Annotated in this window: 15 protein-coding genes; 12 read left to right on the top strand and 3 right to left on the bottom strand. The window is 50.6% G+C overall.

The features are described from left to right. Positions 1 to 17: 17 nt before the first annotated feature. From AC4EHB_RS15315 to AC4EHB_RS15305, 3 genes are all read right to left on the bottom strand, one after another. The gene (locus tag AC4EHB_RS15315; RefSeq protein ID WP_490981970.1) at positions 18 to 443 is read right to left on the bottom strand and encodes a DUF1801 domain-containing protein; all 426 of its coding nucleotides are present in this window, start codon (positions 441 to 443) and stop codon (positions 18 to 20) included. Positions 444 to 469: 26 nt separating this feature from the next. After that, positions 470 to 2,422, bottom strand: coding sequence for a GTP-binding protein (locus AC4EHB_RS15310; RefSeq protein WP_490981969.1), 1,953 nt, complete (start codon positions 2,420 to 2,422; stop codon positions 470 to 472). Between the two features lie 134 nt (positions 2,423 to 2,556). Next, on the bottom strand, positions 2,557 to 3,102 hold the full coding sequence (locus AC4EHB_RS15305; RefSeq protein WP_490981968.1) for an N-acetylmuramoyl-L-alanine amidase family protein: 546 nt from the start codon (positions 3,100 to 3,102) through the stop codon (positions 2,557 to 2,559). A 166-nt stretch (positions 3,103 to 3,268) separates the two neighbouring features. Here AC4EHB_RS15305 and hprK point away from each other — a divergent pair, with 166 nt between their 5' ends. The 12 genes from hprK to hisIE all read left to right on the top strand — a co-directional run bounded on the left by hprK (position 3,269) and on the right by hisIE (position 13,043). Continuing rightward, positions 3,269 to 4,195, top strand: a complete 927-nt coding sequence (hprK, locus tag AC4EHB_RS15300; RefSeq protein ID WP_490976440.1) for an HPr(Ser) kinase/phosphatase — start codon at positions 3,269 to 3,271, stop codon at positions 4,193 to 4,195. 21 nt (positions 4,196 to 4,216) lie between these two features. Continuing rightward, on the top strand, positions 4,217 to 5,029 hold the full coding sequence (lgt, locus tag AC4EHB_RS15295) for a prolipoprotein diacylglyceryl transferase (protein ID WP_490981967.1): 813 nt from the start codon (positions 4,217 to 4,219) through the stop codon (positions 5,027 to 5,029). Between the two features lie 14 nt (positions 5,030 to 5,043). Next, positions 5,044 to 5,979 carry a nucleoside recognition domain-containing protein gene (locus AC4EHB_RS15290; protein ID WP_490976442.1) on the top strand — a complete coding sequence of 312 codons (936 nt, stop codon included), beginning with the start codon at positions 5,044 to 5,046 and terminating at the stop codon, positions 5,977 to 5,979. A 46-nt stretch (positions 5,980 to 6,025) separates the two neighbouring features. Next, positions 6,026 to 6,541 carry an acyltransferase gene (locus AC4EHB_RS15285; RefSeq protein ID WP_490976443.1) on the top strand — a complete coding sequence of 172 codons (516 nt, stop codon included), beginning with the start codon at positions 6,026 to 6,028 and terminating at the stop codon, positions 6,539 to 6,541. Between the two features lie 133 nt (positions 6,542 to 6,674). After that, complete coding sequence (locus AC4EHB_RS15280) at positions 6,675 to 7,838, top strand: ATP phosphoribosyltransferase regulatory subunit (protein WP_490981966.1); 1,164 nt, start codon at positions 6,675 to 6,677, stop codon at positions 7,836 to 7,838. Beyond that, entirely contained in the window at positions 7,831 to 8,457 is a 627-nt protein-coding gene (gene hisG / locus AC4EHB_RS15275) for an ATP phosphoribosyltransferase (protein ID WP_490976445.1), read from the top strand. Before AC4EHB_RS15280 ends, hisG begins: the two co-directional genes overlap by 8 nt. Next, a complete protein-coding gene (gene hisD / locus AC4EHB_RS15270) occupies positions 8,454 to 9,734 on the top strand; it encodes a histidinol dehydrogenase (RefSeq protein ID WP_490981965.1) in 1,281 nt (426 codons plus the stop codon). The genes hisG and hisD overlap by 4 nt, the downstream gene beginning before the upstream one ends. Then, entirely contained in the window at positions 9,731 to 10,321 is a 591-nt protein-coding gene (gene hisB, locus AC4EHB_RS15265) for an imidazoleglycerol-phosphate dehydratase HisB (RefSeq protein WP_490976447.1), read from the top strand. Before hisD ends, hisB begins: the two co-directional genes overlap by 4 nt. After that, positions 10,318 to 10,977 (top strand): imidazole glycerol phosphate synthase subunit HisH, encoded by a 660-nt coding sequence (hisH, locus tag AC4EHB_RS15260; protein ID WP_490976448.1) that lies wholly within the window; start codon positions 10,318 to 10,320, stop codon positions 10,975 to 10,977. The genes hisB and hisH overlap by 4 nt, the downstream gene beginning before the upstream one ends. After that, positions 10,946 to 11,674: a 1-(5-phosphoribosyl)-5-[(5-phosphoribosylamino)methylideneamino]imidazole-4-carboxamide isomerase gene (gene hisA / locus AC4EHB_RS15255; RefSeq protein WP_490976449.1), complete on the top strand. Its 729-nt coding sequence runs from the start codon at positions 10,946 to 10,948 to the stop codon at positions 11,672 to 11,674. Before hisH ends, hisA begins: the two co-directional genes overlap by 32 nt. Further along, positions 11,668 to 12,420, top strand: a complete 753-nt coding sequence (hisF, locus tag AC4EHB_RS15250) for an imidazole glycerol phosphate synthase subunit HisF (RefSeq protein ID WP_490981964.1) — start codon at positions 11,668 to 11,670, stop codon at positions 12,418 to 12,420. Before hisA ends, hisF begins: the two co-directional genes overlap by 7 nt. Further along, positions 12,417 to 13,043 carry a bifunctional phosphoribosyl-AMP cyclohydrolase/phosphoribosyl-ATP diphosphatase HisIE gene (gene hisIE / locus AC4EHB_RS15245; RefSeq protein ID WP_490976451.1) on the top strand — a complete coding sequence of 209 codons (627 nt, stop codon included), beginning with the start codon at positions 12,417 to 12,419 and terminating at the stop codon, positions 13,041 to 13,043. Before hisF ends, hisIE begins: the two co-directional genes overlap by 4 nt. Positions 13,044 to 13,063: the final 20 nt, after the last annotated feature.

The following is a 13,063-nucleotide window of genomic DNA, read 5'->3' as shown; positions in this document are numbered from 1 at the left end:
GCTCTTGCTGGGTTGTTTTATTTATTGGGCGGATACAAATGCTGCAAAAAAACGATGGACTGGACAATCAATTCTTTTAAGACGTCCAAATCGACATCTTCTGTTTTGTTGATGTAGACACACGATTTGCCGCTGGTATGCTTGCCGAAGCGCTCAAGCAAAGCGGTCCGGTCCGGGTCGTCTGTAGTGATGTACAAGCTGATTTTTGCCTTGCGTGGCGAAAAGCCGACTAGCGGGGCATCCCCGGAATGGCCAGTCGAGTAGACATAATGATAGGAACCGAAACCGATAATGCTTGGCCCCCACATTTTTGCTTTAAAGCCGCTGGTCTCCTCGAAAATCTGCAGGAGTTTATAAGCGTCTTCGCGTTTCTTTGGATTCTCGACGCTTTCGATGAATTCAATGACGTCGGCGTCCGTTTCCTTCGTTTTCTGCTCGTACATTAGCCATCCCTCATTCCATCCGATTTTTACAAGCAATGCATTGCGGCTTCCGCTCGGTCCCATGGCACTTTATAGCCTTGCCCTTTGGTGCAAAAAATGGAAGTGGAAGTGTATTCCGGATCGGCGTCTTTGTTATAGCCGATTCTTTCGATGATTTCTTCTTCATTATGGCAGAAATCATAGCCGCCCGACAGGAGGCTGAGCATTCCTTTGCCATGGGTGAAAGAAGCGAATTCAGTGGCGTAATTCATGAACGAATCGACGGGTGCCGAACCTTCGATGACCGTTTTCCCATCAGCCATTGACGGCGCATCGAAGGAACCGTGCGCTTGCTGGATATCCGAAAGGACTTTACCCATATGGTCGGTGTCGACTTTGATTTTGAACCGGTAAATAGGCTCCAGAAGACGGTTTTCCGCTTTTTCGAGTCCTTGGCGCAAGGCGCGGTAAGCCGCTTCGCGGAAATCTCCGCCCGATGTGTGCTCGTTGTGGCCGCGCCCAGTCATTAAGGTGATGTGGATATCGGTCAGCGTCGAACCTGTTAAAAGGCCATGATGGCCGCGCTCCCGCAAATGATGGAGAATCAGGTTCTGGTGCCCGGTGGACAAATTGTCCGCGTGGCATTCGTTAGCCAAGGTGATACCAGAGCCGCGCGGCGCTGGTTCGATTTTCAGATGCACTTCCGCGTAATGGCGCAGCGGCTCGAAATGGCCGTAGCCCATGACTGGCTTCGCAATCGTCTCTTTATAGAGGATTTTCGGCTGTGCAAATGAAACCGTATAGCCAAAGCGCTCTTGTACAATTTGGACCAACACTTCAAGTTGGATGACGCCCATGACCAGGATGTGGATTTCCTGGAAATGTTCATCCCACTCGACGTGCAGTGAAGGATCTTCGGCGTCGAGAAGCTGGAAAGCTTTGAGCATCTCTTTAGGGTGAACCGAAGAAGAAAATTTCACTTTTGATTGCAATGCAGGAGCAGTAAGATAAGAAGGATGTGAGCTTAGCGTGCCAAGGCCGTCGCCAATTGCAGCTTCTGACAGGCCGGTCACAGCAATCAGCTCGCCGGCGCTCGCCGACTCTGCCGCTGTAAACTTTTCGCCGGTATAACGCCGAAGCTGTGTCACTTTTTCACTCTTTTTGCGGCCATCCGCACCATAAGCGATTTCATCGCGGACTTGCAGGCGGCCGCTGAGAATCTTCAAAAACGTGACGCGCTGGCCAGTAGGCTCGTGGCGGATTTTATAAACTAGTGCAGAAAAAGCTTGTTTTTCTTCATATGCCGTAGCGGTCAATCCGTCAAGCAGCTCGAAAAACTCCATGACCCCTTGATCTTTTAATGCGGATCCGTGGCAACCAGGCATCACTTGCCGGGCGCTGATCAAAATTTTCAAAGCTTCCATCCATACGGCCGGTTCGTATCCGCTGTCCATATAGCGTTCGAGCAATTCCTCGTCGCGCTCAGCAATAAATTCAATCAATTCTTCAGACATCACATCGCTTGGGAAAGCTTCGGTAAGATCGATTGCGTCAGGGCTCAGCGACTTTTGGATTTCCTCCAGCACCCGCAGGGGGTCGGCATTATCGCGATCTGTTTTATTGATGAAAAAGAACGTTGGCACTTTGTGCTTCTGCAACAGCTGCCACACGGTTTCAGTATGCCCTTCGACGCCATCGATTGCGCTGACGATAAGGATCGCGTAATCCATCACTTGGATGGCGCGTTCCATTTCAGGAGAGAAATCGACGTGTCCGGGGGTGTCGATCAAATAATAGGTGGAGCCGTTGAAGAGAATCTCCGCTTGGTCCGCAAAGATTGTGATACCACGGCGTTTTTCGATTTCGTGGCTGTCGAGAAAAGCGTCTTGGTGGTCGACGCGCCCACGCTGGCGGATGCTTTTTGTATTGAACAGCAATTGTTCAGAGAAAGTGGTTTTTCCGGCGTCGACATGTGCCAGGATTCCGATGGTTTTTTTCATAATGCACCTCTTTAAAGTTGGCTCGTTTACACAAGTGTAGCAGAATCGGGAAATGCTGGCGTACCGAAGGGTGCAGATAAAATAGCCACACAAAAAAAACTTCCGGCAAATTTCCCGGAAGGCTGGCAGCGTGCTTAATTGGATTCATAGCAATTGACGGCGAAGGCGATGGCGCAAGCACAGCGCCTTCGGTATACGGCCGATTGCAATAACGCCAGTTCTTCGCGGTTTGTCATAAAACCGCATTCTACAAGGATAGCTGGCATATGCGTGTCGCGCAGCACAGCAAAATCAGCTTTTTTCAGGCCGCGGTCGGGTCGTTTAACAGACAAGCACAATGCCAGCTGGACCCTTTCCGCAAGCCCTTTAGAAGCGGTTTGTGGATGGCTGTAGATAAACGTTTCGATGCCGCTCACGCCATTGAAACTGGAACCGGCAGCATTGGCGTGGATAGAAATGAACAGATCGGCTTTCAGCCGGTTCGCCAACTGGGTCCGTTCATGGAGAGGCACGTCTACTTCAGGATGGTGGCTGAAAATGACCGTATGGCCATCGAGCAAGAGTCTCTTTTTCACTTCATCAGCGACCGCCGAGTTAAAATAGAATTCGCGAAGGCGGCCATCGGGGGAACGCTTGCCTACGGTATTGGGTCCATGCCCAGCATCAATGATAATTTTCAAACTAAAACCTCCTTTTACCCGCTATATAGTGAGGCGAGGACAGAAAGGGGACAGGAAAACAGTCAAATTGGAAAGTTACGTGTTAAAATAGGAGCAAACCGCCAGAATGATGAAAGAATTTTCAAAAGGCTTTTGGATTTACTGGCGCAAAGGAATGAGGGAGAACATGGGACAAGTTACAGCGAAGCAAGTGATGGACACGTTCGAGTTAAAGCTGATCAGCGGCCAGGAAGGGCTGGGGCGCCATATTCCAATCAGCGACATCTCACGGCCAGGACTGGAGATGGCGGGCTATTTCACGCATTATCCGGCTAACCGGGTCCAGCTTTTGGGGAAAACGGAGCTGTCGTTCTTCGCGCTTTTAGAAGCGCATGAACGCATCGAACGTATGATGAAATTGTGCACGGACGACACGCCGGCGATTATCGTCGCGCATGATATGGAAGTACCAGAGGAGCTAGTTGACGCTTCAAGCAAACGGCATGTGCCGGTTTTCTCGGCGAAAATGTCAACGACGCGCTTTTCGAGCATTTTGACGAATTACCTGGAGAGCCAACTTGCTCCAACAACAGCGATGCACGGTGTGCTGGTTGATATCTACGGCGTCGGGGTATTGATCACTGGAAAAAGCGGCGTCGGGAAAAGTGAAACTGCGCTGGAGCTCGTTAAAAAAGGCCATCGCCTCGTCGCGGACGATTGCGTGGAGATTCACCAAGAAGGCGAGAACACCTTGATCGGCCATCCGCCGAAGCTGATTGAACACCTGCTTGAAATCCGCGGAGTCGGCATCATCGATATCATGACGCTGTTCGGCGCGAGCGCTGTGCGCACATTCAAGCGCATCTCGCTGGTCATCGACCTCGAAATATGGGATGCCGAAAAAACTTACGACCGGCTAGGGCTGGAAGAAGAAAAGATGCGCATCATTGATACCGATTTGACCAAGCTGACGATTCCTGTCCGCCCTGGACGCAACTTGTCGGTCATTATTGAAGTGGCGACGATGAACCATCGCCTGAAACGCATGGGCGTCAATGCGGCGGAAGAGTTTTCGAAGCGCTTGGATGACGTGCTTGCAGCAGATAAAAATTAACGGAATGGGTAGGTGCAAGGGATGTTTTCAATTTTAGCTTCAATAGATCCGATCGCGTTCACGCTGGGTCCGATCGAAGTCCGCTGGTACGGCGTCATCATCGCGGCGGGCATTGTCATCGCATTTTTGGTCGGCCAGCGTGAAATGGTCAAGCGGGGGCTTCACCCGGATTTTCTGACGGATTTATTGATATGGGCAGTGCCGCTCGCGATCGTAGGCGCCCGCATTTACTATGTCATGTTCGAATGGGAAAATTACAAAGATAATCCCGCTGAAGTCTTCGCCATTTGGAATGGCGGAATCGCTATCCACGGAGCGCTTATCGCTTCGGTAATCGTTGCTTATATTTTCACGAAGCGCCGCAATACACCTTTTTTAAAGGTAGCGGATATTTTGGCTCCGAGCATTTTGATCGGCCAGGCAGTAGGGCGTTGGGGAAATTTCATCAACCAGGAAGCGCATGGCGGCGAAGTGCCCCGCAGTTTCTTGGAGAATTTAGCCCTACCTGATTGGATTATCAATCAAATGTACATAGATGGGGTTTACTACCATCCGACTTTCTTATATGAATCCCTATGGAGTTTGGTGGGAATCATCATCCTGTTATTGCTGCGCCGGGTCAATCTGGTGCGCGGCGAAATGTTTTTCTTCTATATGATATGGTATTCCGTTGGCCGCTTCTTTATCGAAGGCATGCGGACAGACAGTTTATACGTCATCGGCGAGCTGCGCGCTGCCCAATTGGTGTCAGTCGCCGCGATTGTTATTGGCGTCGCTTTTATCGTTTACCGCAGAGTGAAATTAAAAAATCCTCCACATTATTTGGATAAATAGAAAGAAGAGATGGAATGCAGACAATGAAAAAAGGCTTTCTTGCCGGCCTGAAAACCACTTGGTCTTTAGGGAAGATCATTTTCCCAATCACACTCTTAGTGACGATGCTGCAATTCACGCCGGTGCTGCCGTTCATCATTGATTTGGTTGCACCGCTGATGGGCATTTTCGGGCTCAGCGGCGATGCGGCGATTCCGCTTGTGCTTGGGAATGCGTTGAATCTGTACGCGGGGATTGCCGGTATTTTGTCATTAGAGCTGACTGTCAAAGAAGTTTTCATCCTGGCGGTTATGCTGTCATTTTCACATAATATTTTTATCGAAACCGGTGTAGCGTTGAAAGTCGGCGTTAAATTATGGGTTGTGCTGACAGTGCGCTTCGGCTTAGCTGCTTTGTCGGGGATCGTCATCAACCTTTTCTGGAAGGGCGGCGGGGAAACCGCGCAATACGGCTTTGCGCCTCCAGCAGCGGCAACGCCGGAAGGCTGGGGAGGCATTTTCCTCTTAGGCCTTGAAAAAGCATCATTTGGTGTACTGCAGCTAGCGCTGATCGTCATTCCGTTAATGATCATGATCCAGGTATTAAAAGACAAGCATTATTTGCAGCGTATTTCGGAAGGCATGGGGCCGTTGACACGGCTATTGGGTGTCCAGAAGAACGCTTCAGTCACTTTGGCATCAGGCCTCATTTTCGGGCTAGCGATGGGTGCAGGCGTCATGATCCAAGCTGTACAGGAAGATGGCGTCAGCCGCAAAGACGCGACACTTGTGTTCATCTTCCTCATTGCTTGCCACGCCGTTGTGGAAGATACGCTGATTTTCATTCCGCTAGGCATTCCAATTTGGCCGTTATTGGCAATTCGTGTGGCGACTGCGCTGATTTTGACCATATTCATCTCTTATTTATGGAAAAGGGCGGAACAAAACCAAAAAGGGGCGGTATCGACATGACCAATTTAGTTGACGATTCCTGTGGGCTCCCGAAAAAGGCAATCCGATGAGAAAGACGGAGCGCCATTTTGTTGACGGACCCAATTCGCTTTGGCATATCTACAAGACCGTGCCGTTCTGGAAAGTCGCGAAGAATTTCCTTGTAATCCAAACGGCACGCTACACGCCGTTTTTGCCGATGAAAAACTGGCTTTATAAAAATTTTCTCGGCATGGAGATCGGTGAACATACCTCTTTTGCGTTGATGGTAATGCCGGATGTGATGTTTCCGGAAAAAATCAAAATCGGAAGAAATTCAGTGATCGGCTACAATACCACGATCTTAGCGCATGAATACTTGATTAAAGAATATCGTTTGGGGGAAGTAATAATAGGAGACGAAGTGCTCATCGGAGCCAATAGTACGATTTTGCCGGGTGTAGAAATCGGCGACGGCGCTATTGTTTCCGCTGCAACATTGGTCCATAAAGATGTGCCTGCCGGAGCTTTTGCTGGCGGCAACCCCATGAAAATCATTTTTACAGCTGAACAGATGGCCATGCGCCAACAAGCAGAATCCTGATAGCCAGTGTGCTTTCAGGATTTTTTTCTAAATCCTTGACGGCTGAAAGCGAAATAAGATAAAATAACACTACTTCACCTCTCTACCTCATTAGCGAACTAAAGCGTTATATCCAAAAATAGGAAGTGATTAAATGGCAATCCAGATGTTCGAAAAACCGTTAGGCATGCGGGACGACTTCCCGTTTATTGCAAAAAAGAAATCGGCATTGCGATCCAAAGGCACGGCTATCATGGAACAAGCAGGCTACGATATGCTCCAGACACCGACCTTGGAATACTACGAAACCATCGGCAAAATTTCGGCCATTCCCGACAACGCGCTTTTCAAGCTGCTCGACAGCCAAGGTGAAACCTTGGTGCTGCGTCCGGACATGACTTCACCGATTGCACGGGTGGCGGCTTCGAAATTATTGAAAGAAAAAATGCCGGTCCGGCTCGGCTATTATTCAAATGTATTCCGCGCTCAGAAACGCGAAGGCGGCCGGCCAGCGGAGTTTGAACAGATGGGCGTCGAGCTGATCGGTGACGATTCCCTTTACGCGGATGCGGAGGTCATCATTCTGGCCTCTACGATTCTGAAGGAATTGAATGTCGAATCTGGCCGGGTCGTCATCGGCAACACGCAATTATTGCATTTGATTTTACAGGACTTTGGGCTCGACAGCGGCCAGATCGAAGCTGTCCGGGAAGCGCTTGTATCCAAAAACAACGTCGGTTTTGATGAACTGGCGGATTACATGGATATGGATCCAGCGAAAACCGGGGCATTCAAAAAATTGATGGCAACATCCTCTTTGGAAGATTGGAAGCCGTATATCGATTATGCAAACACCCAGCAAAGGGCTTTATACGAAGACATGCTCAAGCTGGAACAAATTATCGCACGCAACGGCTTATCAGAAGCCATCACATACGATTTGGCATTTATCAGCCATATGACGTATTACACAGGACTGGTCTTTGAATTCTACGGAGCCGGAAGCGGGTTTCCGCTTGGCAATGGCGGCCGCTACGATGGGTTGATGCAACAATTCGGCATGCAGGTCGGCGCAACAGGATTCGGTCTTCGGATTGACCGGCTATTGGAAGCAGCAGCAGGAAGCACTGAAGAAGAGCGGCATACGCTGATTTTATTCGACGAACAATCAGAAGAACAGGCGCATCAGGAAGCCCAGGAGCTTCGCGCAAACGGGGCTCGGGCAACGCTGCAATATGCTCCGGCTGTGCGGGATACTGAAAGTTTCAATGCGCTGTTCAGTGAAGTCAGAAATTTAGGAGGCGCTTTTAATGGATGAATTGACGATTGCCATGCCAAAAGGCCGCATATTCGAAGAAGCTTATGAATTGCTGCTCAAAGCAGGGTACGATTTGCCGAAAGAGATTGATGATTCGCGCAAGCTTATCGTAGAAGCGCCGAACGAACGAATCCGTTTTATCCTGGCGAAGCCGATGGACGTGCCCGTCTATGTCGAACACGGCGTAGCCGATGTCGGCATTGCTGGAAAAGACGTCTTGCTTGAACTCGACCGCTCGGTGCATGAACTGCTCGACCTCGGCATCAGCCGCTGCTATATTGCGACTGCAGGGCTGCCGAATACGGAAATGAATGCAGTGACGCCGCGAATCGCAACGAAATATCCGAAAATCGCGTCCCGTTTTTACCGGGGCAAAGGCGAACAAGTGGAAATTATCGAATTGAACGGTTCGATTGAACTGGCTCCGATGATCGGCCTTGCAGACCGCATTGTCGATATCGTTTCAACAGGAAAAACCTTAAAGGAAAACGGCTTGGTGGAATATGAAGAAATCGTTGACATCACATCGCGTTTAATCGCTAATCCTGTTAGCTATCGGTTGAAGCAAGACCGCATCCGCGAACTTGTCGGCAAGTTGAGGGAGCAGGTGCGCAAATGAAGAAAGAACAGCTGAAATCCGGCATTTCCATCAGGCGGACGCTTGCTGAAGCCAGTGCGGAGCAGCTTACTGCGGTAAAAAGCATCATCTCGTCCGTACAGCAGGAAGGTGACGCAGCTTTATACCGCTTCACAGAAAAATGGGACGGCGTCAAAGTCGAAAATCTGCGCGTCAGCGCGGAAGAAATTGAAGAAGCGGTCAGCCGTTTTGAACCGCAGCTGCTGGAAGATTTGACGGAGGCGGCGGACAATATCCGTGTCTATCATGAATACCAGCGCCAGCAAGGCTATACGCATACCAACGGCGACGGATCTTATGTAGCGCAGCGTGTAACGGCCATTCCATCCGCGGGGCTCTACGTTCCGGGCGGCACTGCCGCTTATCCATCTTCGGTGCTGATGAATGTCATTCCGGCACAAGTTGCAGGTGTTAAGCGCATCGTTCTGGTGTCACCGCCTGGCAAAGACGGCAAGCTGTCGGACGGCGTGCTCGCCGCGGCGCATATTTTGGGGATCGATGAAATCTACAAAGTTGGAGGTGCCCAAGCGGTTGCCGCGCTGGCTTACGGTACCGAGTCGATCCGGCCGGTCGATAAGATTACGGGACCCGGGAACGTATTCGTCGCTTTGGCGAAGCGGGAAGTGTTCGGCGAGGTTGCTATCGACATGATTGCAGGACCTAGCGAAATCACCGTCATAGCGGATGATACAGCTTTTGCCGATGAAATCGCGGCGGATCTTCTGTCACAAGCGGAGCATGATCCAATGGCGACGGCGGTGCTTTTGACCACCAGCGAAAGGTTGGCTGATGCCGTTTCCGCAGAAGTTGAGAAGCAGCTCCGAACTTTGCCGCGGCAAGCGATTGCGGCGAAGGCGATTGCAGACCATGGCATCATCTACATCGGCGAAACGATGGAACGCCTGATCGAAGCCGCCAATGAACTGGCACCAGAGCATCTTGAAATCATGGCGGATGATGCGGAGGAGATCGCAGAGCGCATTGATAATGCAGGTGCGATTTTCATCGGACGTTTTTCATCCGAACCGATCGGCGATTATTTTGCCGGCGCCAACCATGTCTTGCCGACCAATAGCACAGCCCGTTTTTCGAGCGCGCTGTCAGTCTACGATTTTATGAAACGCACAAGCATCATTTATTATAGCGAACAGGCTTGGCAAAAGAACGAAGCGAAAATTGCACGGCTGGCCCGTCTCGAAGGATTGGAAGGGCACGCTCGGGCAGTTGAATCGCGTTCATGGAAAAAGGAGAATCGATGATGAGAAAAGCAGAAATCAACCGCAATACAAATGAAACGAAAATAGCTGTCACGTTTTCATTGGACGGCGAAGGCCAGGCAGACATCGCCACAGGCGTTCCGTTCATGGACCATATGCTGGACCTTTTTATCAAGCATGGCCAATTTGACGGCAGCATCAAAGCTGACGGCGATACGCACATCGACGACCACCACACAACTGAAGATATCGGCATTGTGCTGGGGCAGGCGGTCAAGGAAGCGCTTGGCGATAAAAAAGGCATCCGCCGCTACGGCAATGCCTTTATCCCGATGGACGACGCATTGGCTCAAGTTGTCATCGATTGCTCCAACCGACCTCATCTCGAAATGAGAGGGGATATCCCGAATGCCAAAGTGGGTACGTTCGATACAGAGTTGGTACGTGAATTCCTATGGAAATTCGCACTTGAATCGCGTATGAACGTCCATGTCATCATCCATTATGGGCAAAATACGCATCACATCATCGAGGCAGTATTCAAGGCATTGGCGCGTGCACTCGACGAAGCGACGAGCATCGATCCGCGGGTGAAAGGCGTGCCATCGACAAAGGGGCTGTTGACATGATTATCGGAATCATCGATTACGGCATGGGCAATCTTTTTAGTGTCGAGCAAGCATTGAAAAAACTCGATTGCACAGTCATATTGTCGGATGACCCGGCAATTCTGCTGGAAGCGGAGGCAATCATCCTGCCGGGCGTCGGGGCATTCCCGGACGCTATGGACTTGCTGGAGCAAAAAGGGATAGCTGGCTTTATCCGATCCTTGCCAGACAGAGGAATTCCGCTTCTGGGCATCTGCTTGGGCATGCAGCTCTTGTATGAAGACAGTTCAGAAGTGCGCCAAACGAAAGGCTTAGGACTTTTAAAAGGCGATATTCGCCGTTTCGATTTTGAAAAAGGCACGCAGCGGATTCCACATATGGGCTGGAACCGCCTGGAGTTTTCGCGGCTGCCGTATTGGTTGGATGAGCTGCAAGTGGATACGCATGTTTATTTTGTGCATTCATTTCTCGCTATCAACACGGACCCTAAAGAATTATTTGCTACGGCAAGTTATGGCAATGTAGATGTACCGGGAGTGGTTGGCACAGGATTGATCACGGGCATGCAGTTCCATCCCGAAAAATCCGGCGATTTTGGCCATCATTTATTAGAGCAATGGATTGCGAATGTCAGGAGGAACCCAGATGAGCAAGTTTCAGATTTATCCCGCGATTGATTTGCGCGGGGGCAAATGCGTGCGCCTGTTTCAAGGAGATTATGCACAGGAAACGGTCTACGGCGATTCGCCGGTAGATATGGCGAAAAAATTCGTCGAAGCTGGAGCCGAGTGGATCCATATGGTCGATTTGGACGGTGCCAAAGACGGCGTGCGTATCAATGATCAAGTGGTGATCGAAGCAGCGAAACTGCCGGTCCAAATACAAATCGGCGGCGGCATCCGGTCCCGCGAAGACATTCAATATTATCTCTCGAACGGCGTCAGCCGTGTCATCATCGGCAGTTTGGCAATCCGTAACCCGGACCTTGTCGTGTCGTTTATCGAAGAATTCGGAGCAGACCGCATTGTCATAGGCATTGATGCCAAGGACGGCATGGCTGCAACCGAGGGCTGGATCGAAACATCCGGCCAGTCTGCACAAGGCGTCGCTAAGTTTTTTACAGAACACGGCGCAAAGCATTTCATCTATACCGATATTGCGACTGACGGCACCTTGCAGGGGCCGAACATCGATGCCAATAAAGCACTGGTTGCTTCAAACGATGCCGGCGTCATCGTTTCCGGCGGCATCGGAACATTGAACGACATCAAGAACGTCAAAGCAGCCGCAGAAGACAGCCCGATTTCAGGCGTCATTATCGGCAAGGCGCTTTACGAGAACCGCTTTACGCTCGAGGAGGCGCTGTCATGCTGACGAAACGCATTATCCCGTGCCTGGACGTCAAAGAAGGGCGCGTCGTCAAAGGCGTCAGCTTTGTATCTCTCCGCGATGCCGGGGATCCGGTGGAGCTTGCGCGTTTCTACGACAAGCAAGGCGCGGATGAATTGGTGTTCCTCGATATTTCCGCTTCCCACGAAGGCAAGGAAACGATGGTCGAAGTCGTGAAGACTGTTGCGACGGAATTATCGATTCCGTTTACAGTTGGCGGCGGCATCCGTACGCTTGAAGACATGAAGCGCATGCTTCGTGCTGGGGCGGATAAAGTGTCACTGAACACCGCGGCGCTCGACCGTCCGGAACTGATCAAGGAAGGCGCCGATTATTTCGGCTCTCAGTGCATCGTTATCGCAATCGATGCGAAACGAAGCGGCGACCATTGGGATGTCTATACGCATGGCGGCCGCAACAAGACGCATTGGGACGCCGTGGAATGGGCGAAGAAGATCGTCGAAATGGGCGCCGGTGAAATCTTGCTGACAAGCATGGACAAAGACGGTTCAAAAGACGGCTTTGACATCGAGCTGACAAAAGCGGTTCGCGATGCAGTGGAAGTGCCGGTCATTGCGAGCGGCGGTGCAGGGAACCGGGAGCATTTTGCAGAAGTGTTTAAACAAGCTGATGCCGATGCAGCACTGGCGGCATCGATTTTCCATTACAAAGAAACAAGCGTCGCAGAAGTGAAAGACTATCTGCGGAAAGAGGGAGTGAATGTCCGATGAATAATGTGAAATTTGATAGCCAGGGACTCGTTCCCGTCATCATACAGAATGCCGAAACGAAAGAAGTGCTGACGCTCGCATACGCGAACGAAGAAGCGCTGGCGAAAACGATCGAAACGAATGAAACGTGGCTTTATTCCAGAAGCCGCAGTGAGCTATGGAATAAAGGCGCGACAAGCGGCAACACGCAAGAAGTGACGGCTGTGCGCCTTGACTGCGACGGCGATTCATTGATCTATGAAGTGATTCCAAACGGCCCGGCTTGCCATACTGGAGCAGAAAGCTGTTTCTACGAAACCTTGTCCGGCACGCCGAACGAGTCGAAGTCGGATATGTTCGGTGCACTGGCGTCGATGATTGAAAAACGCGAAATCGAAATGCCGGAAGGCGCGTATACGACTTATTTATTCCAAGAAGGCGTCGACAAAATCTGCAAAAAAGTCGGTGAAGAAGCGGCGGAAGTCATCATCGCTGCAAAAAACCGCGATTCAAAAGAATTGTCGATGGAGACAGCGGACCTCTTTTACCACGTTTTGGTCTTGCTGCAAGAACAGAAAGTCAGCCTGGATGCCGTTATTGATGTGCTGAAAGAGCGCCATGAATCAAAAACAACAAGTAAATAACAGGGAAATATGCTATAATA

The sequence above is a fragment of the Planococcus sp. TJ-302 genome (assembly GCF_058268455.1).
This window is presented reverse-complemented; position numbering and strand designations above follow the sequence as displayed.